We start from the raw sequence: 23,312 nt of genomic DNA, 5'->3' as shown, positions 1-23,312 counted from the left end.
AAAGAGGAAAGTATGAGTCAGAAATTATACAATATGAAATTTTCTGCGGTCTATCCAGCCTTGATTGCAAAGGTTGAGCGAAAGGGTGGAAGGGCAGAATCCGTTCACCAAGTGACCAGTTGGCTGACAGGTTATGAAGTGAGTGACATCCTTGCTTGTCTGGATAGGGACCTTACCTACGGAGATTTTTTTCGACAGGCACCGTCTTATGTGCCTGAACGGATGGCGATTACAGGGAAGATTTGTGGTGTTCGTATTGAGGAAATTGACGATCCTCTGATGCAGGAAATCCGTCGTCTGGATAAATTAGTAGACTGGCTTGCTAAAGGGAAAACAGCCCAGCAGGTCCTAGAAAAGTATGAGAAATAGATATGAAAAACTATCAAGAGTGGTATGATAAAAGAAAATCAAGTCTTCTTCGATATCCACAACTATTGCAATTGATGCGAGTCTTTAATCGCATGATGACAGTTTTGATGCCCTTAGCTTACTTGACCTTGTTGGGGACAAACTTTGTAAGTAAAGGGGTTGGGAAAGAACTTTCTGCCTATATTTTAGTTCCAGCTTTAGGATTTGTCCTATTGACGCTTGTTCGTAAGTGGATCAATCAACCGCGTCCTTATGAGACTTGGGAAATTATTCCGCTACTAGACAAGGATAGCCTTGGGAATTCAATGCCCAGCCGCCATGTCTTTTCAGCAACCATCATTTCCATGGCTTGCTTGCATGCAAATCTGCTTGTGGGGTTGGTTTTGTTGGTCTTATCAGCTTTTCTCGGCTTTGTGCGGGTTTTAGGTGGTGTTCATTATCCCAAGGATGTTTTAGTTGGCTACGCCTGTGGCCTCCTCTTGGGAATTCTTTTCTTTATTTTGTAAAAAGCAAAGCAAGTGGGTTTGACCTCGTAACCACTTACGGGTCAAAAGTGACCACTTGCTTTTTTGCCCTTGTAAAGTCTTCTGGCCTTTGGTATAGTAGATGCAGAAAGGAGATAGGATGAAGTTACGAATCGAGATTGATAGTGAATTAACTGAGACAGAAATTATCATCAAAGCTGCAGCCCTGACAGATGAGATAGCTGACTTGCAACGACTCTTGCAAGAAACCAAGGCTTCTAGGTTGATCTTTTACAAGGGGACGGGTGAGTATTACTTAGACTTGGCAGAAATCCTCTTCTTTGAGACGGAAGGAAGCAAGATTTACGCCCATACCCAGAAAGAGGCCTACGAGGTGAGACTCAAGCTCTATGAACTAGAGTCTATCCTGCCACGCTATTTCAGTCGGGTATCCAAGTCGACCATAGCCAACCTTCGGCAGGTCTACTCGGTTGACAAATCCTTTTCAGGGACAGGAACTATTTCCTTTTATCAGACCCACAAGGAGGTACACGTGTCACGGCACTATCAATCCCTCCTAAAAGAAAATTTAAGAAACATGAGGTAAGAACATGAAAAAGAAAGTATTTGGTATTGTGTTGCTAGTATTGGCAGCTTTAGTGTTATTGCAGGGGAATTTTGGAATCCCTTCTCTGGGAGGGCAGATTTGGCCTTTGATTGGTATTGGATTTTTTGCCTATCAATCAATTGAAGCTTTGCTTCGTCGTCATCTGACATCAGCCTCTTTTACAGCCCTAGTGGCTCTCATGATTGCTAATCATTTTTATGACATTTTACCGATTCCCAATCAGTCATTGTTCTGGGCAAGTATTTTAATCGTAATGGGTGTCAGCGCACTCACTCATTCTAACAGAACTTGGAATGGAAAAAAATGGTGGTATGACGGTGAAAAGACCATTCTGACAGACAAGGAAGTTGCTTTTGGGGCGGGTACATTTTACAAGCAAGACCAAGAATTGGTAGAAGACGAGTTTGAGGTCGGTTTTGGGAATGCCAAGATTTATTATGACAATGCAGAGATGTTAGGTGATTTTGCTACTCTGAATATCGAAGTCGGTTTTGGGAATGCAGTTATCTACGTGCCTCAACACTGGAGAGTAGATCTAAAGGTGGAAACTTTTTGTGGTGCTGCCAAGGCAGATGCTCCTGTAGCCCCAACCAGCAAAACTTTGATTATCCGTGGGGACGTTGCTTTTGGGAAATTAGGAGTTGTTTACGTTAAATAAAAAAATCTTCCAATCCCCTTGCCAAAACAGAGAAAGTGTGATAACATAGTACAGTATGTGGTGCTAGCACATCCGCTATATTAGATCTAATAGGAGGAAAACACAAATGGCTAAAGTATGTTACTTTACAGGTCGTAAGACTGTATCAGGAAACAACCGTTCACACGCGATGAACCAAACAAAACGTGCCGTAAAACCAAACCTTCAAAAAGTTACTGTACTTATCGATGGTAAACCTAAAAAAGTTTGGGCTTCAGCTCGTGCTTTGAAATCAGGTAAAGTAGAACGCGTTTAATAAAGAGTAAAAGGCCATCAGGTCTTTTTCTTTTGCTCTAAACTCAAAAAGTCTCGTCAAAGGAGCAAATATCCGCCGATACAGTATTCTGCTTTTACACTTGGCTTGAAATATGATAAAATAGAGTATCAACTAGTTGAGGTAGGAAAAATGACTGTAAAAATTAATACAAAAGATGGTCAAATCGAACTAACAGATGAAGTGATTGCTACCGTTGTAGGCGGTGCAGCAACTGAGATTTTTGGTGTGGTCGGTATGGCAAGTAAGAAAGCCCTCAAAGATAATTTTCAAGCCCTTCTTGGGAAGGAAAATTATTCTAAAGGTGTCGTTGTAAAAGCGGCCGAAGATGGTAGCATTGCAGTTGATGTATATACCGTGTTGAGCTACGGAACTAAGATTAGTGAAGTCTCAAAAAACATCCAAGAGCGTGTACGCTTTAGTTTGGAAAACCAACTTGGCATCACTGCTCAAACTGTGAATGTCTATATTCAAAATATCAAAGTTGTAGGAGAATAATCGTGTCAAATATTACTACAAGCTTATTTCAAGAAATGGTACAGGCTGCATCTACTCGTTTGAACAAGCAAGCCGAATATGTCAACTCATTGAATGTCTTCCCAGTTCCAGATGGAGATACAGGAACAAACATGGGAATGACTATCGAAAATGGTGCTAAAGAAGTAGCAGACAAACCAGCTTCAACAGTTGGTGAGGCTGCAAGTATCTTGGCTAAAGGTCTTTTGATGGGTGCGCGTGGGAACTCAGGAGTTATCACTTCACAGCTTTTCCGCGGATTCTCACAAGCCATCAAAACCAAAGAAGAGTTAACAGGGAAAGACCTAGCCCTTGCCTTCCAATCTGGTGTTGAAGTAGCCTACAAGGCTGTTATGAAGCCAGTTGAAGGAACAATCTTGACTGTATCACGTGGTGCTGCCATCGGTGCTAAGAAAAAAGCCGAGCAGACAGACGATGCCATTGAGGTTATGCGTGCAGCTTTGGAAGGAGCTAAAACAGCCCTTGCTAAGACTCCAGACATGCTTCCAGTATTGAAGGAAGTTGGAGTTGTAGACTCAGGTGGTCAAGGTTTGGTCTTTATCTATGAAGGCTTCCTTTCAGCTCTTACTGGTGAATATAGCGCTTCTGAGGACTTTGTCGCTACTCCAGCCAACATGAGTGAAATGATCAATGCTGAACACCACAAGTCTGTAGCTGGACATGTGGCAACAGAAGACATCACCTTTGGTTACTGTACGGAGATTATGGTTGCTCTTAAACAAGGCCCAACTTATGCTAAAGAGTTTGACTACGAAGAATTCCGTAACTACTTGAACGAACTTGGGGATTCATTACTCGTTGTTAACGATGATGAAATCGTTAAAGTTCACGTCCATACAGAAGATCCAGGTCTTGTTATGCAAGAAGGTCTTAAATATGGTAGCTTGGTCAAGGTTAAAGTCGATAACATGCGTAACCAACACGAAGCACAAGTGGAAAAAGAAGCAGCTCAAGTCAGCAAACCAGCTGAAGAAAAAGAATACGCCCTTATCGCAGTAGTAGCTGGACAAGGCTTGGCAGACATCTTCCGTGCTCAAGGTGTGGACTATGTTATCGAAGGTGGACAAACCATGAACCCTTCGACAGAAGACTTTATCAAGGCTGTAGAGCAAGTCAATGCTCGCAACATCATCTTCTTGCCGAACAACAAAAATATCTTTATGGCAGCTCAATCCGCTGCAGAAGTATTGGAACAACCAGCAGTAGTGGTAGAAGCTCGTACTCTTCCTCAAGGATTGACTAGTCTTCTAGCATTTGACCCAAGCAAGTCTATCGAAGAAAATAAAGAACGTATGACTGCAGCCCTTGGTGATGTTGTCAGCGGTAGTGTAACAACAGCCGTTCGTGATACGACTATCGATGGTTTGGAAATCCATGAAAATGACAATCTGGGTATGGTTGATGGTAAGATCCTCGTATCAAACCCTGATATGCACCAAACTCTGACTGAAACCTTGAAACATATGTTGGATGAAGACAGTGAAATCGTAACCTTCTATATTGGTGAAGATGGAAGTGAAGAATTGGCTAACCAAATCGCCCAAGAAATCGCAGAAGAATTCGAAGATATTGAAGTAGAAATCCACCAAGGTCAACAACCAGTGTATCCATATCTTTTCAGTGTGGAATAAAGATTAAATAGAAAACGAAAGAGGTCGGGATTTCCCGACCTCTTTTTGATTTGCAGAGAATTCTATTTTCATAGCAGAACGAACTTTTAGTGACATTTGTCATATCTCCTCATGACAGAAGCTTCTAGTGGCATGACTCTCAAAGAATTATAATAGATGTATCAAATGGAGGAAGAAAAAATGAAACATAAAGTAATTATCGCAATGAGTTTAGTAGCAGCAGGAGTCATGACTTATCTCATGTTTTCAGGATTGGACGAAGGCTTCTATCATTTTCCTTGGGAGTTATTTGCAGGATTTGGTATGATGTCTTGGTTGATCCGAGAAGGTTTGAAATTGGTTTCAGATGTGAAAAAGGAGTTTGAAAAATGAAAAAAGCGATTCTCTATCTCTTTATTGGACTGTCACTAGTAGTATGGTTGGTCGAAATGTTTACAGGTTGGTTTGATCAAGCCTTCCTGCACCAAGCCATCCGAGGTGCCTGGGGATTAGGATTTATGATTTTTATCGCTTTTCCGATGGGACAGGAGTGGTTGAAAGGAGAATATCATGAACATGATTAAGGTAGAAAGCCTAAATAAAAACATCAAGGGCAAGGCTATTTTGAAGGATATTTCCTTTGAGGTAGCTGAAGGTGAATGCGTCGCCTTGATTGGGCCCAATGGTGCTGGGAAGACCACACTCTTGGACTGTTTGCTTGGAGATAAACTGGTCACCAGCGGTCAAGTATCCATCCAAGGCTTGCCAGTGACGAGTTCTCAGTTAGACTACACAAGATCCTACCTCCCTCAAGAAAATGTCATCGTTCAGAAATTAGATGTCAAAGAGTTGATTGCTTTCTTTCAAAGCATTTACCCAAATCCCTTGAGCAACCAGGAAATCGATCAACTATTGCAGTTTGACCAGCAACAGAAAGAGCAATTCGCAGAAAAATTGTCAGGTGGGCAAAAGCGTCTCTTCTCTTTTGTCTTGACCTTGATTGGCCGACCAAAGCTAGTCTTTTTAGATGAGCCGACTGCTGCCATGGATACTTCAACCCGTCAACGCTTTTGGGAAATTGTTCAGGACCTAAAAGCGCAGGGAGTTACCATTCTCTATTCGTCCCATTATATCGAAGAGGTAGAGCATACAGCTGACCGAATCTTGGTCTTGAATAAGGGAGAGTTGATTCGCGATACAACACCTCTAGCCATGCGCAGTGAGGAGATTGAGAAGCACTTTATCCTACCTCTGGCTTACAAGGAAGTCGTTGAGCAGTCAAACTTGGTTGATAACTGGTCACAAAAACAAGATGCTCTACAAGTAGTCACACGCGAAGCGGATGATTTCTGGCAACTGTTAGTGCAAGCAGGATGTAGGATTCAAGAAATTGAAGTCAATAATCGTAGTTTGCTAGATACAATCTTTGAAGAAACACAAAAGGGAGATGACTAAGATGAAACGATGGATTGCACTAAACAAGATAGAATTTCTATTGACCAAACGACAATTGGTCTATTATCTATTATCCGTAGGAATGCCGACAGCCTTCTATTTATTCTTTTCAGGCATGTACCAGGACACACCAGGTGGACCGGCTAATTTTATGCGCGACTACCTTATCTCTATGACAGCTTTTTCTATGATGTCGACAGCTATGTTTTCATTCCCAGCTGTCTTACATACCGATAAAATCAACAACTGGCAGAAAACATTACGCCATACTCCAGTAAATATGGTAGAATATTATCTATCAAAGATAACAAGTATGATGGTTGATTATTTGGTCTCAATCCTGGTTGTTTTCTCAGTTGGGCACTTGGTCAGAGGTGTAGATATGCCTCTAGGAAACTGGATTGGGGCTGCGTTCTTACTGATTGCGGGAAGTATTGCCTTTGTAGCGCTTGGCTTGACCTTGACACTCTTGCCTTCTAGTCAGCTGATGTCTGTCGTGGGCAATCTTCTCTATCTAGGCTTGGCTGTTTTAGGCGGACTCTGGATGCCCATCTCTTTATTTCCAGACTGGATGCAAGCAATCGGAAAGTGCCTACCAACTTATCAGTTGATGGAGTTGCTCAAGACCTTCTTAAACGAGGGTGGCATCAATTTATCAGCCACAGTTTATCTACTTGTTTTTTCAACAGTTTTGTTTGGTTTGACCATTTACCTTCAAGGTCATAAGGAGAATGCTTAATGCTTGTAAGACTGAAAAGCATAGATTATATGTATTGGGCCAGTTTGATTTTTATGGTTTTTCCCATCGTTCCTGTAGTGACTGGGGAGCTTCCTAGCTGGCATTTGTTGATTGATATTCTATTTGTCTTGGCTTACTTAGGTGTTTTAACCACCAAGAGTCAGCGTTTATCCTGGCTCTGTTGGGTTATCATGCTAGCCTATGTAGCTGGCTATACTGCCTTTGTTGGTGTAAATTATATCTGGTTCTTCTTTTTCCTTGCCAATCTTTTGATTTATCATTTTAGAGTTCGTAGTCTACGTTCTCTTCATGTCTGGACTTTTCTCCTTGCTCAAGTTCTTGTTGTTGGTCAACTCATGATGTTTCAGTCAGTCGAAACTGAGGTTGTAGCCTTTGAGCTTGGGATTCTTACTTTTGTCGATTTGATGACATTGGGCTTGGTTCGGATTCGCATTGTCGAGGATTTGAAAGAAGCTCAGGCCAAGCAAAATGCCCAGATAAATCTATTGCTTGCTGAAAATGAACGCAGTCGTATCGGTCAGGATTTGCATGATAGCTTGGGACATACTTTTGCTATGCTGAGTGTCAAGACAGATTTAGCCTTGCAGTTATTTCAGATGGAGGCTTATCCACAGGTGGAAAAGGAATTAAAAGAAATTCACCAGATCAGCAAAGATTCCATGAATGAAGTGCGAACCATTGTGGAAAATCTGAAATCACGGACCCTAGCTTCAGAGCTTGAGACTGTCAAAAAGATGCTAGAGATTGCTGGGATTGAGGTCGAGGTTGAGAATCAATTGGACAAGGCTAGCTTGACTCAGGATATAGAGTCGACAGCCGCTATGATTTTGTTAGAACTAGCGACCAATATCATCAAGCATGCCAGCGCTGAAAAAGCCTATCTAAAACTGGAACGTACAGATCAGGAATTGATCCTGACAGTCAGAGATGACGGGAAAGGATTTGCAACTGTAAAAGGAAATGAGCTCCATACAGTCCGTGACCGTGTAGCAGCCTTCTCAGGTCAAGTAGAGCTGGTCAGTTTGAAAGATCCCACAGAGGTGCGCGTGCATCTGCCTTATAAGGAGAGAAAGTAGATGAAAGTATTAGTTGCAGAAGATCAAAGTATGCTTAGAGATGCCATGTGCCAGCTCTTAAGCTTTCAACCAGATGTGGAGACTGTCTTGCAGGCGAAAAATGGAGCTGAAGCTATTGAGGTTTTGGGGAAAGAAGCAGTAGACATTGCCATCCTTGACGTCGAAATGCCAGTCAAGACAGGACTAGAAGCACTTGAGTGGATTAAACAAGAAGTGCCTGAAACCAAGGTGGTTATCGTTACAACCTTTAAACGTCCAGGCTATTTTGAACGAGCGGTCAAAGCAGAAGTCGACGCCTATGTCTTGAAAGAGCGAAGCATCGCCGAACTCATGCAAACCCTGCATACGGTGTTAGAGGGACGAAAGGAGTATTCTCCAGAGCTGATGGAAGTCATGATGACCCATCCCAATCCCTTGACCGAGCAAGAAGTCGCTGTTCTACATGGAGTAGCCCAAGGCCTCTCCAACCAAGAGATTGCTGACAAGCTCTACCTCTCAAACGGCACCGTTCGTAATTACATGACCAACATCCTCTCCAAACTAGGCGCCAGCAACCGAACCGAAGCAGCCAAAACTGCCGAAGAAGAAGGCTGGTTGTGAGGGGGAGAAGAAAGAAAAAAGAGGATGGGTAAAAAGTCTTTAAAATAAAAAAACGCATAATATCAGGTATTGAAAAAACTTGATACTATGCGTTTTATTGTGGAAAGATTTACTTTATTTTCTCCTGAAATATAGCATCAGGACTTTTAAAGATCGAGGTTTAGATACATCTTTTCTGAAGACAAATCATTTTGACCATCGAGCAAGAGATTTTCAAAAAAAGCTGTTAAAAACTCAGGGCGTCTCTGTAAAATCTTTGCATTATCTAATACCAAGGCATCACGAAAATACTTGGCATGTTGCTGAAACGGTGTATTATCAATATCAAAACCAAACTCACGAAGATACTGAATCAAAAAGACCGTTACCGTCCGAGTGTTTCCTTCGCGAAATGGATGAATCTGCCAGATTCCTGAAATAAAATGCTGGATTTGTTTAACCATATCCGCCTTGGTTAGTGTCGCATATGCAACTTGTTTTTCCTGATCAAAATCATAATCCAATGTCATTTGAATCATGGAGTAATCAGAGTACACAACACTTTCACCATTCAAAACAGGTTCATTCTTTGTAATATTGGTCTGACGAAATTGCCCCACCGGAATAGAGGCATCAAATATATCTTGAAACAACTCCTTATGAATAGCAAGTAAGGTCGCAGGGCTGAAGCTAAAGCCTCTTCGAGACAATAGTTCTACAATACGTAGAGAAACCAAGTCTGCCTCCTCTGTACTTGCATCAATGGTATGATGATAAGCCGTTGCATCTTCATAAACCTGCTCATAAGTCAGTTCTCCCCGGGACTGTTTCTCAGCCAAAGATTCCATATACGCTGATGGAACTAGATTATCAACTTTCTGCAGACCAAAACCTATCCGCCATAAGTCACGTTTAGCTTCATAAGACAAGTTTGGATTGTCAATGTTGTAAGTTGGTTGCATAGAAAGGTCCTTTCAATTCTTTTTCTTCAGTGACTGAATAATACGATTATTGAGATATATCTGGATAAATGGGCTAGTAAGTCTGACGCGCATACTTATTAAATTCATTGTCATACACCACTCTGAACTCGTTGGTCTGTTCAAATCCCAACTCAATTCCCCCAAAACCTGAGAAGAAGGCTGCGATGTTGTACTTCTCAGGTTGGTTCGAACTTAGAGGATTTGTTGTTTAGTTCCTTTACTAAATATAACTAAATAGACAAAATCTGAGTTATAGGGATGCGGCTCTCGTGTTCTACAATATTTTTCAAAATTTTCATAGCATCAAGCAAATCTAGCCTACCAATTCGTTGAATATTTTTTAATTTGAAGCCGATTAATTTGTGATCATCTGAAAATATCGGCTCACATTCAATTGGTAATTCGTCAAAAGTGAACTTAATAATTTTTTCAACTACTTCTTTAGAACTTTCTTCACCTATTCTAGTAATCAATTCGTTAAACTTATAGTTGAAATATTTCTGAGTTGCATATCTTATCTCATGAGAGTTAGAGATATTTTCTTGAGAAAGAATTATATCACCTTCTTCATTTTGTCTTAGAAGTAAAGTATCTAACCAAATACATTCGATAGAATATATTTTAGATTTTGATTTTTCTATAAAATCATGTTTAAAATAAAGCTCTTTTATTTGTTCAGTTCCCAAATGCTTTTTAGAAGATTGAGGATTAAAAAGATTGCTAAGAATACTTAGAGGTATACCATGCTTTTCTAAAATTTTACTAGTAAAAGAATTATAAACTTCACACTTTTTGTTCAAATCTTTCAATTTATTATGGAGGGATTTCTCAGTAATTGGTTCTATATCCTCTCTAATCTCAACCAATTGGAAATTAGAAAGTATCCTATTACCATCATCTCTAATTGTTATATCACAACCTTGACTTATTAGTAAAAATTTCTTTGTACCAATTTTTATAACGTCTCCAAAAGATATATCTGTACTAGATGATATTTTTATTAATCTATCATTAAAAGTTGTTGCTAAATCTAGGTCTTTTAAAAAGCGAAGTATTTCACCATCTTGAATAGATTGAACGCTACGTTGCATCGATCTTCTTATAGGGTTAATGAGTTCTGCGTGTTTATGATCAGTATTAAATGTATCTGAATAGACCTGTTTAAATTTGGTTAAAAAAGTCTCGTAAACAATACTATCTACATGCTGTCCTTCGTTAATATAATCATAATAAAATAAAACTTGATTTTGATTCAACTGCCAAAGTCTTTCAGTCAACTTACTATAAGATTCTTCAAATATATTTTTGTATTCACTGATATAATTAGCTTTCTGAGATTTCAATATATTGTCAAAGAAATCTTCTGTTAATTCTTCTGTCTTTGAAACATAATTAAAATGAAGAACCAATTGTTCAGCAATACTTTCGTCTAATCCTAGATTTCTTAAATATCCTTTAGCACCTTCAAAACTATCTAATTCTTCTGGTGTGGCTTCATTGCTGTAGATTAGAAGTAATAAATTCTTTTCTCTAAGTTGACTGTGTATAAACTTTAAAACTTTAATAAAAAGATTATCAATTATTGCTCCTCCCGCATCATCCTGAAGTGTTCTATCAAGAAGTATCAAATGTTTACGAGATTTATCTGTTCCATCAATATCTTCAATAGTTTCTTTAATTTGTTCAAAATTAGCACTTATCGCTTTAAAAGTAATGCCAGTTGATCTAAAGCATGCATATTTATCTTGCAAGTTTAGCTCGTTGCTTAATTTATGTTTAAAATCAGAGTCTTCTACTTCTTCAGAATACTGCTCGACTGTGTAATCAGAATATTTATCATAACAACCATTTGTTAAAGTATCTATTTTTTCAACAGGAAAGTTTGAGAGTAAATCATCATCCTTAATTTCACAAAAGTCATCATCAATTGCAATAATCGTTGACACACCATAGTCTTTAAAATTATAAACCATCAAATTATACCTCTGCATCTGGGAATGTGATTATAAATTTATATAGATTACCATATTGATTCCTTTCATCATCTAAAGTAATCGTTGCACCAAATTCATTTAGCAATGTACTTACAATATACAATCCCATACCTCTACCTTCATTGTCGGGTTTGTTCGTTACAAATTCTTCGAATAGATGATTTTCAACAGATTTATCTATTCCAATACCATTATCAAAAACAAATAATTTCCCTAAATCATTATCAAGTTTAAAAGTTAATAAAGAATCACTGATATTCATCTTATCTAGCCAATACGTCGAATTTATAACTAAATTTTCAACGATGATTTTAAAGCTATCACTAATAATTTTTGCTTTAAAATCATTTCCGGTAATTTTAAGATTTACAGTCGTATTTCCGTATGTCAATAATGGAGTATTTTCTAAAATCTCCTCAAGTTTTTCCTTTACCGGTTCTACAGAATAGCGTCTTCTTCTAGAATACGAATTTACATCTAGTAATGAAGCATAACGGACTAAAAATTTATTACTAGAATCTATCCGATTTAGATTCAAAATAGCTTCTTCTTTATTATCATTAAGAACTGAATTTCTGACTTTTGAGGAACTTGATTTTATATTGTTAGATAATCGAATAATTTCATGAGATAAAGTCTCCGCTATAATGGTAGCTCCCATAATTGGTGCGAACTCATCTATATGAGTTCCCAGTTCCTCTACTTGTTTTTCTTTTAGACTAACTGCATTTCGTAAATTTTTGGTTGATTCTTGAAGAGAAATTAATTCATTTTTCTTTTCATTATCATCCATATTGTCAAACTCCCTTATCAGGCGCTCCGCTTTATTCTCAGCTTGAACAATATCATTAGAACGTTTCCTGAAAGAAATTCCCGCAATTTCTATAATCTGTTCTGAAGGCAGTTCCTTAATGTTTCTTCTATTAAAACTAAAAATTTTAGAGAAGTCACCATCCTTTTTAGCTATCGTCTTATAAATAAGTTCTTTTGCAATGAGAATAAAATTTGTACCAAAGTTATCTAGTACTAATCCCTGCCTATTGGTTAGCTCTTTTAAAAGCTCTAAATTTTGTTCTCCATCTATATTAAAAAAACCAGTCGAAGTATGTTGCTTAAAAACAACGCCTTTATTTCTTTGATTATAGTCTGACATCCCTAACCAGTCATTATTTGTACTACCGTAAGGAAAAATCCTAAAATTGTTTCTATATATTTTTACGCCCTTAATTTCTTCTAAAACTTTTCTAAAATTTTTAGAGATAGGACTATTTGCAGATAGATCAAAAGCATAGATTGATCCTCTAAAATCACCTGGCAAGAAAAATTTCTCTATCAGTTTCGTATCTTTCTGCTCTTCGTCTTTAACTTCTTCAAAATAAGTTAGAAACTTATCAAATTTAACATTAGGCAAAGAAATATTTGCTTGTATCAAGCTTGATAAGTCGATTTTTATTATTTCTTTCTCCCATTTTTTATAATATTCTTTAAATGGAATTATACTCTCTTTCTCAAGTTCCCAGTTTCTTAAGTCTGAAATTAATTGTTCAACTTTATAATCTATATATTTTTTACTTCTACTTATATTTAGATTTATTAATTTCTCATTTGAATCAAAAGTAAAATCCACTTTTGAAAGAAAATTATTTTCTATATCAGAAATATCATAATTATTACTTGTAAAAATTCTATTATCTAAGTTTATCTTTACATAGAAATTATATTTTTCATCTAGATAAGGATTTAAAAATTCTAAAACGTCTTGTTCAATTTCTTTCTGCGTTTGATTACTTTGCCAAAAATCAATTCCTTTCAGACCCAACACTTCTATTCTTGTTCCGTGATTTTTTTTATGGCTAAAAGTTAACTCATTGAATAGTAAAGTTTGTAATTCTAGTTTAACGTTTTCAATTGATTCATTGCTCTTACTATAACGTTCCCAATCAATCTCGATATGATAATAATAAAAATCATTATCATTCAAGAAATCATCATTTGTATTATAGCCTAAAACAGTTCGTAATTCTTCCGATGAAAAATACTTAGAGAGTTCCAAATCAACCTTAGTATCGACAGAAATAAATTTTCCTAATTGATTCAAGGACAATCGACCAATACCTTTATTCCCCTGAGCTTGTCTTTTGAATTTAGGAGAAATTTTTTGATGATTTGATTTAAAAGAAGTAGCTATTTTTAAAAAAGCATTCTCAATAATATACGGAGTCATACCATTACCATCATCTTCAATAATAATGCGTCCCTGACCATGCTCAGATTGATAAAGAGTGTCAATTTCAATATTACAATAATTAGCATCAGCATCTGATGAGTTTTTAATTAATTCTAGTAAGGCTATTTTCTCATTATCAATTAAGGCTTCACCCAAATGACTAATAATTCTAGAATCAATAGTTAAATTTACTTCTTTTTTATTCATTAAGTTACCTATTTTCTACTTTTTTTAGGATTAAAACGTGCTCTTGATTCATAGACTCTACAGAATCTCCACCGACCTTTGAAACTTTTCTGGGCATTCTTTTTTTAGGAATATTTCTGGTAATCGCTTTTTCTAAAATAAATCCATTAGATTCCAGATATTCTGTTGTAATAGTTGACAGGGGGACCACTTGATTATCTACTCTTCGATCTCCAAGAGTCAAAACTATATATTTTCCTACTTTTAAGACACGTATAAGTTCAGACATTACATTTAGGTAATCTAGCACAAAATTTTTCACTTTATTTTGTTTTTTGTCATCAATTCTAGGTAAAAAATTATTGAGAATTGAAGATTCAAAACTATTTCTGACTCTTCGGTTTCCACCTAAACTATTAGAATCAATACTAGAATAATTTGCAATTAACTGTTCATCAAATTTCCCTAAATCCGACTTATCAATCCAATATAGAGGAAGTATAGAATACTGACCATAAGTTACTGTAGTTGGATTATCGCCATATGGCGGGGATGTACAAATTAAATCAACTGTTCCATTTTCAAATTCTGATAATATGTCCTCAGCTTTTCCTATATAAAGATTTTTTTTGTCATATTGAATAAAGTTTGGAAGAAAAATATATGATTTCTCAATGTTTTTTATAAAATCTTCAATGATATCATTAGACATCGAATCGATATCTTTTTGTGTTTTTACATGTAGTTTAAAAGTAGAACTACGAGTATTACTATATTTTTTTAAAATATTTATCAAACAAACCCAGTAATACTGTCTTATATTTTTATATCTTTCTCTTTGTATTGTTGCTCTAATTTTACTAAACGTCTCAATAAAATCTTTTCTATACCACTTATTGATATTATAGAAATCATGCATTTCAAACTCGAAGGATTCTTTACGCAACAGTTCAATTATTCTATTGTTAGAGAGTTTGATTTGATTTTTACTGACACCCTGTAATTTTACTAAAGTAATTAAATTAGCTAAAGGATTGATATCAATTCCTATTGGAGTTAAATCATTCTTCATCCCCTCAACTAGAGTTACTCCCGATCCGTGAAACGGGTCTAATATATTTTGAACCGATTTATCTTCACTTTTGATTAATTTAATTAATTCGTTTTGCATATCTGGAACCATAGTAGCTGGATAGGCACTAATTTTATGAATTCCAGTAGAAACAACATCTGAAAAATCCCAATAATTTAGTTCTTTTTTGTTGATTTCATCTACTAAGGACATTGCTTCTCCCTTTCTTAATAAAAGTATACTCAATTACCATTATACCAAAAAAACACGGCATTCCGCCGTGTTTCTGTGTTTATTTCACCAACTTCTTCATCTCATCAATACGTGCTACGGTCGCGTCGTATTTGGCTTGGTAGTCGGCTTGTTTGTCGCGCTCTTTTTGGACGACTTCTGGTTTGGCATTGGCTACGAAGCGTTCGTTAGAGAGCTTCTTACCGACCATATCCAGTTCTTTTTGCCATTTAGCCAGTTCCTTGTCGAGACGAGCCAGTTCTTCTTCGACATTGAGGAGGTCTGCCAGTGGCAAGTAGATTTCCGCTCCTGTGATGACGCTTGACATGGCGAGTTCAGGTGCAGGAATGTTTGAAGCGATTTCCAGGTGTTCTGGATTTGTGAAGCGTTTGATGTAGTTGTCATTGCTGTTAAAGAAGGCTTCTAAGTCGCTATCGCTTGTCTTAACAAGGATGGTGATCGGCTTGCTTGGAGCTACGTTTACTTCCGCACGCGCATTACGAACAGCACGGATCAAGTCTTTGAGACTTTCCACACCAGTGTGAGCCGCGAGATCTTCAAAGGCTGGATTGACAGTTGGGTATTCTGCTGTGACGATAGAACCTTCTGAGATTTGTCCAAAGATTTCCTCTGTCACAAATGGCATGATTGGGTGAAGGAGACGAAGGATCTTGTCCAAAGTATAAAGGAGTACAGAACGTGTGATGACTTTCTCTTCTTCGTTATCGCTATAAAGGACTTCCTTGGTCAACTCAACGTACCAGTCCGCAAACTCGTCCCAGATGAAGTTGTAGAGGATATGTCCAGCGACACCAAACTCAAACTTGTCAAAGTTAGCAGTTGCTTTTCCGATTGTTTCATTGAGGTTGTGGAGAATCCAGCGATCTGTGACATTTCCAGCTTCCTTGTTGACCACTTTTTCGACATTGGCAGTTGCTTGCTCAAGGGTCAAACCTTCATTGTTCATGAGGATGTAGCGAGAGATGTTCCAGATCTTGTTAATGAAGTTCCATGAAGCATCCATTTTCTCGTAAGAAAAGCGCACGTCTTGACCTGGTGCAGAACCGTTTGAAAGGAACCAACGAAGGGCATCGGCACCGTATTTCTCGATAACATCCATTGGGTCAATCCCGTTACCGAGAGATTTAGACATCTTACGTCCTTGCTCGTCACGAATGAGACCGTGGATAAGGACATTCTTAAATGGTTGACGTCCTGTGAATTCCAATGATTGGAAGATCATACGAGACACCCAGAAGAAGATGATGTCGTAACCTGTTACCAAGGTTGAAGTTGGGAAGTAACGTTTGAAGTCTTCTGAGTCGACATCAGGCCAACCCATGGTAGAGAATGGCCAAAGGGCAGAGCTGAACCATGTATCCAAGACGTCTTCGTCTTGAGTCCATCCGTCACCTTCTGGAGCTTCTTCGCCGACATACATTTCACCCTTAGCATTGTACCAAGCAGGGATTTGGTGACCCCACCAGAGCTGACGTGAGATGACCCAGTCATGGACATTTTCCATCCATTGAAGGAAGGTATCGTTGAAACGAGGTGGGTAGAATTCTACCTTGTCGTCTGTATCTTGGTTGGCAATGGCATTCTTAGCCAATTGGTCCATCTTAACGAACCATTGCGTAGACAAGCGTGGCTCAACTACAACACCTGTACGCTCTGAGTGACCAACACTGTGGACACGTTTTTCGATTTTAACGAGGGCACCGATTTCTTCCAACTTAGCAACGACTGCCTTACGAGCTTCAAAACGGTCCATGCCTGCAAATTCGAAGGCCAAGTCGTTCATAGTTCCGTCGTCGTTCATGACATTAACTTGTGGCAAGTTATGACGTTGACCAACCAAGAAGTCGTTTGGATCGTGGGCAGGCGTGATTTTCACGACACCTGTACCAAATTCAGGATCCGCGTGCTCATCTCCAACGATTGGGATCAATTTATTAGCGATTGGAAGGACGACGTTTTTACCGATCAAGTCCTTGTAGCGTGGGTCTTCTGGATTGACCGCAACGGCTACGTCCCCAAACATAGTCTCAGGACGTGTTGTCGCAACTTCAAGGGCGCGTGAGCCGTCTTCCAGCATGTAGTTCATGTGATAGAAGGCACCTTCAACGTCTTTATGGATAACCTCAATATCAGATAGAGCTGTGCGAGCAGCTGGGTCCCAGTTGATGATAAACTCACCACGGTAGATCCAGCCTTTCTTGTAAAGGTCCACAAAGACCTTGCGGACAGCTTTTGACAAGCCTTCGTCAAGAGTGAAACGCTCACGAGAGTAGTCTACAGAGAGCCCCATCTTGCCCCATTGTTCCTTGATGGTAGTGGCATATTCGTCTTTCCATTCCCAGACCTTGTCAAGGAATTTTTCACGACCGAGGTCATAACGGCTAATGCCCTCACCACGCAAGCGCTCCTCAACCTTAGCTTGAGTCGCAATCCCAGCGTGGTCCATCCCTGGAAGCCAAAGTGTATCAAAACCTTGCATACGTTTTTGACGGATGATAATATCTTGCAAAGTTGTATCCCAAGCGTGACCAAGGTGGAGTTTACCAGTTACGTTTGGTGGTGGAATAACGATAGAATAAGGCTTAGCCTTTTTATCGCCTGAAGGCTTGAAAACATCTTCGTCAAGCCATTTTTGGTAACGACCAGCCTCAACCTCGGCTGGATTGTATTTAGGTGAAAGTTCTTTAGACATGTGTGTGTCCTTTCTCTATTGTTTTCATTTTTTCTTGAATCTGCTTTGCGACTTCTTCTGCAGACAGATTCGTATTATCAATTTTCAGGTAGTGGTGAAGAGCACTCGGTTGCTTTTGAGAATTAAGTTGATTCGTTTTATCAGTCTCTAAAATCTCTCTTTCAGATACCTCAAAATACCGTTTCAAGGGTTTATACTTTAACCGATTCTCCGTCCGATTTCGACGTAAGCGCTCTTCAAGGCTTGTTTCCAATTCAACAAAAAGAATCTCTTGATGATACTCATTTAACAAATCTTGAATGTCCTTCAAATACATCAGATGGTATTGATTTGAAAAATCAGTTACGCCTGTTAAAATCACCGACCGATGATGCCTGGCGCTTATTCCAAGAAAAGAAAAGTTAACGCTACGAACAAATTCCCACATTTCTTCCGTAAAATCCTGATAGATTTCGAGTGCGAAATCTATTGGTTGATGGTTGAAAAAGAGAGTCGCACCGGTGAGTTTTGAAAGTTCCTGACCAATGGTCATTTTCCCTGAGGCTGGAGCTCCAATGATGAAAACATGCATCAATCCGCCTCCCACTCACTCTTCAGCAATCCGTATCTCAAATCATCACAGCGATTGCCTTGGGCATCTTTGCGGTCTCTTATGCGAGCTTCGAGGGTGAAACCAAGCTTCTCAGCGACACGTTGACTTTGAAGGTTGTAACCAAAGCAAGACAATTCAATCTTGTGAAGACCCAATTCATTAAAAGCTAGGTCAATCAAGGCACGCGCCGCTTCAGGAACATAACCGCGGCCCCAATAGTCTGGGTGCAAGGCATAGCCAATCTCTAGCACATCATCTTCGTGGCGATGGGGGAAATCGACAGAACCAATGATTGTATCGGTCCCTTTAATCACAATTCCATAGCCTGCTGGGAGATTATCCTTTTGATTGCGCTCGGGAAGGATATGTTCTAGGTAATAAATCTCATCTTCCAAGGTCTTGACAGGTGGAAAACCTGCTGGGTAAGAGACTTCTGGACGACTGGCATAGTCAAAGATATCCTCTACATCCGCCACTGTTCGGGCTCGCAATACCAGTCGCTCCGTTTCGGTTCGTTCAGGTAATGCTGCTCTTGTCATTCTTCTGCCTCGCTTTCTTAATAAAGCTTCCCATGGAATCGACTCGGTCATCTAGATAACGATAAACGCGCTGGTGGCCGTCCCCCATAAAGTAAGTCGGCGCAAAACGGTCATTTTTAAAATGTCCCTTGTCATCCAAGAGCTCTGGATCAGCTAGTCGCTCGAGAATCTTGGCGAAGATATGGCAGATGCCATCTTCCTCGATAATCCGATCTACCTGGCAATCCAAAACAACTGGACAAGCCTCTAAAATCGGTGCCTGAGTTCGTTCAGAAATCTCATAGTCAAGCCCCAGGTGTTTCAATTTCTCCCGATGACTGATAAAGCCAGCCTGCTCCATCTCAAGCATGAGGTTTTCGTCAGGGATGTTCACAGTGAATTTCTGATAATGCTTAATCTGGTCTGCTGCATTTTCCTCAGCACCAACACCGATGACGAGCCAATCTCCCAAGCTATAGGAGGAACTGCAGGTCGTGATATTGTGCCCAAAGTTCTGGTCCTGATATCCCAAGATGAAAATTGGAAAACCATAGTAGAGCTTACTGGTGTTAAAAGATTGTTTCATGACAACCTCCTTTGCTAGGGGTGCAAAATAAAAATCGCCCCTGTCATTAATCTGACAGGGACGAATGTGTTAATCCGCGGTACCACCCAATTTCGGGCAGATGCCCGCATCTCTCGTCTTTTAAACAAAAAGACATTTATATTTCATTTTTAAATTTCATCCATTAGCAACCAGTTTTGACACATTTGTGGACTTCTCAGCACCGCCACTTTCTGTAAAATGTGGGACTCAAAACACCTCTAATGGCTTTATTTTAACAAGTTTTTGACGGAAAAGCAAGGAACAAGAAAGATTACTTGAACTTAATGCCGTTTTCTTTTAATTTCTTGATAGTAGCTGGCCCGATTCCTTTCAAAGCAAGGAGTTCTTTTTCTGTCCAGTTTTTGAAGTCAGCAGCAGACTTGATACCTTCATCGTAGAAAGTTTTAGCGCGATCTACTGAAAGTCCACCTAGGTTGGCTGCGAAATCTTCTACAGAAGTAGCAACTTTTTGTGCTTGTTCTTTAGTTGCTTCTACAGTTTTTTCAACCTTTTTAGAGACAGCTTTACCTGCATCACTTGCTGCTTTTTCAGCGTGTTTCACAACTTTTTTTGTTTCTTCGACAACCTTGTTTACAGTGTTTGAAAATGCACCTGAGCGACGAAGGCTGTTTCTTAATTGTTTTTTACGTTGGAGTGTCTTTGACATGATAAAATCCTTTCAATAAAAAATCCCTGTGGCTGAACAAGGATCGAATCTCTATGGTTTTATTGTATCAACTTTCTTTAGGAATTGCAAGGCTTGATATACTGGAAATATAGGAGATATATGGGAAATTTCGCCGTAGAATGATAGGCAATAATAGAAGAAAAGTGAAAAATATGGTATAATGAAACGATAGATTTTTGAATAGGAATACAATCATGTTTGGATTTTTAAAAAAAGATAAAGCAACAGAAACCCCGACAATGGTGCCAGACCACATCGGTGTGATCATGGATGGGAATGGCCGTTGGGCTAAAAAACGGATGCAGCCACGAGTCTTTGGCCATAAGGCTGGGATGGATGCTTTGAGAAAGGTAGCTATTGCTGCTAGTGATATGGGTGTCAAAGCCTTGACAGTCTATGCCTTTTCAACTGAAAACTGGACACGTCCAGATCAGGAAGTCAAATTTATCATGAACCTGCCAGTTGAATTCTATGATAAGTTTGTTCCTGAATTGCATCAGAAGAACATGAAGATTCAAATGATTGGGGAGACTGATCGTTTGCCGAAGCAGACTTTTGATGCCTTGAAAAAGGCAGAGGAGTTGACCAAGTTAAATACAGGCTTGATTCTCAATTTTGCCCTTAATTATGGTGGACGAGCTGAGATTACACAAGCGGTCAAGTTGATTGCACAGGATGTTTTAGATGCTAAGATTAATCATGGTGATATCACAGAGGAATTGATTGGGGAATACCTCTTTACGGGTCATTTGCCAAAAGTTTTGCGGGATCCTGATTTGATTATTCGGACCAGTGGTGAACTTCGTTTGAGTAATTTCTTGCCATGGCAGGCTGCTTATAGCGAGCTCTATTTCACGGATGTCTTGTGGCCTGACTTTGATGAGGAAGCCTTGAAAGAAGCTATCATCGAGTACAATCGTCGCAACCGTCGTTTTGGAGGAGTTTAGGAGATATTATGATACAGGATTTACAAAAGAGAACCCTTTTTGCTATCTTGGCCTTGGCTATCTTTATCCCAATCTTGGCGATTGGCGGCTTATGGCTCCAGATTGCCATGGGGATTGTAGCTATGTTGGGAGTACATGAGTTGCTTCGTATGAAGGGGTTAAATACCATGACGCCTGAAGGGCTCTTGACTTTACTAGCAACCTTTTTTCTGACTATTCCTTTGGAAAACTACCTGAAGTTTTTGCCCGTGGATGGGAACGTTGTTGCTTATAGTGTCGTGATTCTCATTTTGCTAGGAGCAACAGTTTTTAGCAAGAATTATACTATTGAGGATGCTGTTTTTCCGATTGCCATGAGTTTTTATGTTGGCTTTGGCTTTAATGCTTTGGTCGATGCTCGTATTGCAGGTTTGGATAAGGCGCTTTTGGGACTTTGTATGGTCTGGGCAACCGATAGTGGCGCCTATCTAGTAGGGATGAAGTTTGGTAAGAGAAAGCTAGCTCCGAGAGTTTCCCCTAACAAGACCATAGAGGGTGCCATGGGAGGTATCTTGGCTGCTATGCTAGTGACTTTGATTTTTATGCTAGTTGATAGTACCGTTGCTTTACCTTATGGGATTTACAAAATGATGGTTTTTGCTATTTTCTTTAGTATAGCTGGTCAGTTGGGGGATTTGATCGAAAGTGCTATGAAACGTCACTTTGGTGTCAAAGATTCAGGCAAGTTTATCCCAGGTCATGGTGGGGTACTGGATCGTTTTGATTGCATGCTGGCTGTTTTCCCGATTATGCACCTCTTTGGCTTATTTTAAGGAAAGGTAAATAGAAATTAAATGATAGGATTACTAACATTTATCCTAGTTTTCGGGATTATCGTGGTAGTTCACGAGTTCGGGCATTTTTACTTTGCTAAGAAGTCCGGGATTTTGGTTCGTGAGTTTGCCATTGGTATGGGTCCCAAAATCTTTGCCCATATCGGAAAAGATGGGACTGCTTATACTATTCGTCTCCTGCCACTGGGTGGTTACGTTCGTATGGCAGGTTGGGGTGAAGATACGACAGAGATTAAGACTGGAACCCCTGCAAGTCTAACATTGGCAGCGGATGGTAAGGTCAAGCGTATCAATCTCTCTGGGAAAAAGGTTGACCAGACTGCTTTACCCATGCAGGTTACTCAGTTTGATTTTGAGGATAAACTCTTTATTAGAGGCTTGGTCTTAGAAGAAGAGAAGACTTTTTCAGTTGATCATAATGCGACCATTGTGGAAGCTGATGGAACGGAAGTCCGTATCGCTCCCCTAGACGTCCAATATCAAAATGCGACTGTCTGGGGCAAATTGATCACCAACTTTGCTGGTCCTATGAATAACTTTATCTTAGGAGTTATCGTCTTTTGGATTTTGATTTTCATGCAAGGTGGTGTTCGTGATACGCAAACGAACAATTTCAGTATTATTCCAGATAGCGCTTTGGCTAAGGTTGGAGTTGAAAATACGGCCCAAATCACTAAGGTCGGAAGTTATGAGATTTCAAACTGGTCAGACTTGATCCAGGCGGTTGATGCAGAAACCAAGGACAAAACAGCGCCCGTTTTGGATGTGACAGTTTCTGAAAATGGCACTGAAAAACAAGTGAGTGTGACCCCTGAGGAAAGCCAAGGGCGTTATATCTTGGGTGTCCAGCCGAGACTCAAATCAGATATCTGGTCTATGTTTATGGGTGGATTTACAACTGCAGCTGATTCAGCCTTGCGAATTCTCAATGCTTTGAAAAGCTTGATATTCCAACCAGATTTGAATAAACTAGGCGGTCCTGTTGCTATCTTTAAGGCAAGTAGCGATGCTGCCAAGAACGGACTGGAAAATGTCTTGTACTTCTTGGCTATGATTTCCATCAATATCGGAATTTTCAATCTGATTCCAATCCCTGCGCTCGATGGTGGAAAAATCGTGCTCAATATTATTGAGGCTATTCGCCGCAAACCACTAAAACAAGAAATTGAAACCTATGTCACTCTGGTCGGAGTTGTCATTATGGTCGTTTTGATGCTCGCCGTGACATGGAACGACATCATGCGTACCTTCTTTTAAGAAATAGAGGAGTCA

General features: G+C 39.3%; 25 protein-coding genes and 1 pseudogene. 16 read left to right on the top strand and 10 right to left on the bottom strand.

What is annotated here, in order from left to right; all coding sequences use genetic code 11:
* Positions 1 to 12: 12 nt before the first annotated feature.
* The 13 genes from ADH81_RS09155 to ADH81_RS09095 all read left to right on the top strand — a co-directional run bounded on the left by ADH81_RS09155 (position 13) and on the right by ADH81_RS09095 (position 8,470).
* Complete coding sequence (locus ADH81_RS09155; RefSeq protein WP_049528473.1) at positions 13 to 369, top strand: DUF2200 domain-containing protein; 357 nt, start codon at positions 13 to 15, stop codon at positions 367 to 369.
* A 2-nt stretch (positions 370 to 371) separates the two neighbouring features.
* Positions 372 to 875, top strand: a complete 504-nt coding sequence (locus ADH81_RS09150) for a phosphatase PAP2 family protein (RefSeq protein ID WP_049528470.1) — start codon at positions 372 to 374, stop codon at positions 873 to 875.
* 118 nt (positions 876 to 993) lie between these two features.
* Complete coding sequence (locus ADH81_RS09145; RefSeq protein ID WP_049528468.1) at positions 994 to 1,440, top strand: LytTR family DNA-binding domain-containing protein; 447 nt, start codon at positions 994 to 996, stop codon at positions 1,438 to 1,440.
* 4 nt (positions 1,441 to 1,444) lie between these two features.
* A complete protein-coding gene (locus ADH81_RS09140; protein ID WP_049528466.1) occupies positions 1,445 to 2,119 on the top strand; it encodes a LiaF transmembrane domain-containing protein in 675 nt (224 codons plus the stop codon).
* Positions 2,120 to 2,225: 106 nt separating this feature from the next.
* Positions 2,226 to 2,414 (top strand): 50S ribosomal protein L28, encoded by a 189-nt coding sequence (gene rpmB / locus ADH81_RS09135; RefSeq protein WP_001140948.1) that lies wholly within the window; start codon positions 2,226 to 2,228, stop codon positions 2,412 to 2,414.
* A gap of 150 nt (positions 2,415 to 2,564) precedes the next feature.
* On the top strand, positions 2,565 to 2,930 hold the full coding sequence (locus ADH81_RS09130; protein ID WP_000216431.1) for an Asp23/Gls24 family envelope stress response protein: 366 nt from the start codon (positions 2,565 to 2,567) through the stop codon (positions 2,928 to 2,930).
* Positions 2,931 to 2,932: 2 nt separating this feature from the next.
* Complete coding sequence (locus ADH81_RS09125; protein ID WP_049528464.1) at positions 2,933 to 4,600, top strand: DAK2 domain-containing protein; 1,668 nt, start codon at positions 2,933 to 2,935, stop codon at positions 4,598 to 4,600.
* 165 nt (positions 4,601 to 4,765) lie between these two features.
* The gene (locus ADH81_RS09120; RefSeq protein ID WP_025171227.1) at positions 4,766 to 4,972 is read left to right on the top strand and encodes a hypothetical protein; all 207 of its coding nucleotides are present in this window, start codon (positions 4,766 to 4,768) and stop codon (positions 4,970 to 4,972) included.
* Positions 4,969 to 5,163, top strand: coding sequence for a hypothetical protein (locus ADH81_RS09115; RefSeq protein ID WP_049528460.1), 195 nt, complete (start codon positions 4,969 to 4,971; stop codon positions 5,161 to 5,163). The genes ADH81_RS09120 and ADH81_RS09115 overlap by 4 nt, the downstream gene beginning before the upstream one ends.
* Positions 5,150 to 6,034, top strand: a complete 885-nt coding sequence (locus tag ADH81_RS09110; RefSeq protein ID WP_049528458.1) for an ABC transporter ATP-binding protein — start codon at positions 5,150 to 5,152, stop codon at positions 6,032 to 6,034. Before ADH81_RS09115 ends, ADH81_RS09110 begins: the two co-directional genes overlap by 14 nt.
* Position 6,035: 1 nt before the next feature.
* Entirely contained in the window at positions 6,036 to 6,773 is a 738-nt protein-coding gene (locus ADH81_RS09105; RefSeq protein ID WP_006147005.1) for an ABC transporter permease, read from the top strand.
* Positions 6,773 to 7,870: a sensor histidine kinase gene (locus tag ADH81_RS09100; RefSeq protein ID WP_049528455.1), complete on the top strand. Its 1,098-nt coding sequence runs from the start codon at positions 6,773 to 6,775 to the stop codon at positions 7,868 to 7,870. The genes ADH81_RS09105 and ADH81_RS09100 overlap by 1 nt, the downstream gene beginning before the upstream one ends.
* Positions 7,871 to 8,470 carry a response regulator transcription factor gene (locus ADH81_RS09095; RefSeq protein ID WP_049528452.1) on the top strand — a complete coding sequence of 200 codons (600 nt, stop codon included), beginning with the start codon at positions 7,871 to 7,873 and terminating at the stop codon, positions 8,468 to 8,470.
* A 146-nt stretch (positions 8,471 to 8,616) separates the two neighbouring features.
* Here the strand turns inward: ADH81_RS09095 and ADH81_RS09090 are convergent, their stop codons facing one another.
* The 10 genes and pseudogenes from ADH81_RS09090 to ADH81_RS09050 all read right to left on the bottom strand — a co-directional run bounded on the left by ADH81_RS09090 (position 8,617) and on the right by ADH81_RS09050 (position 20,239).
* Positions 8,617 to 9,411, bottom strand: coding sequence for a Fic/DOC family protein (locus ADH81_RS09090; protein ID WP_049528449.1), 795 nt, complete (start codon positions 9,409 to 9,411; stop codon positions 8,617 to 8,619).
* Positions 9,412 to 9,487: 76 nt separating this feature from the next.
* Positions 9,488 to 9,598 (bottom strand): annotated as a pseudogene (locus tag ADH81_RS11490) (DNA cytosine methyltransferase); the annotation flags it as partial.
* Positions 9,599 to 9,662: 64 nt separating this feature from the next.
* On the bottom strand, positions 9,663 to 11,405 hold the full coding sequence (locus tag ADH81_RS09085) for a hypothetical protein (RefSeq protein WP_049528446.1): 1,743 nt from the start codon (positions 11,403 to 11,405) through the stop codon (positions 9,663 to 9,665).
* Positions 11,406 to 11,409: 4 nt separating this feature from the next.
* Complete coding sequence (locus ADH81_RS09080) at positions 11,410 to 13,860, bottom strand: ATP-binding protein (RefSeq protein ID WP_049528442.1); 2,451 nt, start codon at positions 13,858 to 13,860, stop codon at positions 11,410 to 11,412.
* Positions 13,861 to 13,864: 4 nt separating this feature from the next.
* Positions 13,865 to 15,124 carry a modification methylase gene (locus ADH81_RS09075; RefSeq protein ID WP_049528440.1) on the bottom strand — a complete coding sequence of 420 codons (1,260 nt, stop codon included), beginning with the start codon at positions 15,122 to 15,124 and terminating at the stop codon, positions 13,865 to 13,867.
* Between the two features lie 79 nt (positions 15,125 to 15,203).
* Positions 15,204 to 17,855 (bottom strand): valine--tRNA ligase, encoded by a 2,652-nt coding sequence (locus ADH81_RS09070; RefSeq protein WP_049528438.1) that lies wholly within the window; start codon positions 17,853 to 17,855, stop codon positions 15,204 to 15,206.
* Positions 17,848 to 18,426 (bottom strand): AAA family ATPase, encoded by a 579-nt coding sequence (locus tag ADH81_RS09065; RefSeq protein WP_049528436.1) that lies wholly within the window; start codon positions 18,424 to 18,426, stop codon positions 17,848 to 17,850. The genes ADH81_RS09070 and ADH81_RS09065 overlap by 8 nt, the downstream gene beginning before the upstream one ends.
* Complete coding sequence (locus ADH81_RS09060; protein WP_049528434.1) at positions 18,426 to 18,986, bottom strand: GNAT family N-acetyltransferase; 561 nt, start codon at positions 18,984 to 18,986, stop codon at positions 18,426 to 18,428. The genes ADH81_RS09065 and ADH81_RS09060 overlap by 1 nt, the downstream gene beginning before the upstream one ends.
* A complete protein-coding gene (locus ADH81_RS09055) occupies positions 18,964 to 19,551 on the bottom strand; it encodes a flavin reductase family protein (RefSeq protein WP_049528432.1) in 588 nt (195 codons plus the stop codon). Before ADH81_RS09055 ends, ADH81_RS09060 begins: the two co-directional genes overlap by 23 nt.
* Positions 19,552 to 19,843: 292 nt before the next feature.
* The gene (locus ADH81_RS09050; protein ID WP_049509840.1) at positions 19,844 to 20,239 is read right to left on the bottom strand and encodes a helix-hairpin-helix domain-containing protein; all 396 of its coding nucleotides are present in this window, start codon (positions 20,237 to 20,239) and stop codon (positions 19,844 to 19,846) included.
* Positions 20,240 to 20,454: 215 nt separating this feature from the next.
* Here ADH81_RS09050 and ADH81_RS09045 point away from each other — a divergent pair, with 215 nt between their 5' ends.
* From ADH81_RS09045 to rseP, 3 genes are read left to right on the top strand one after another with little or no spacing between them, the layout of a single operon-like run.
* Positions 20,455 to 21,207 (top strand): isoprenyl transferase, encoded by a 753-nt coding sequence (locus ADH81_RS09045; protein ID WP_049528428.1) that lies wholly within the window; start codon positions 20,455 to 20,457, stop codon positions 21,205 to 21,207.
* 8 nt (positions 21,208 to 21,215) lie between these two features.
* Positions 21,216 to 22,019 (top strand): phosphatidate cytidylyltransferase, encoded by an 804-nt coding sequence (locus ADH81_RS09040; RefSeq protein ID WP_000613843.1) that lies wholly within the window; start codon positions 21,216 to 21,218, stop codon positions 22,017 to 22,019.
* 21 nt (positions 22,020 to 22,040) lie between these two features.
* Entirely contained in the window at positions 22,041 to 23,297 is a 1,257-nt protein-coding gene (gene rseP / locus ADH81_RS09035; RefSeq protein ID WP_049528426.1) for an RIP metalloprotease RseP, read from the top strand.
* Positions 23,298 to 23,312 lie beyond the last annotated feature (15 nt).

The organism is Streptococcus pseudopneumoniae (assembly GCF_001072925.1).
GTDB classification, from domain to species: Bacteria; Bacillota; Bacilli; order Lactobacillales; family Streptococcaceae; genus Streptococcus; species Streptococcus pseudopneumoniae_Q.
Note: the sequence above shows the minus strand (reverse complement) of the source record. Positions and strands in the feature narration are given on the sequence as shown.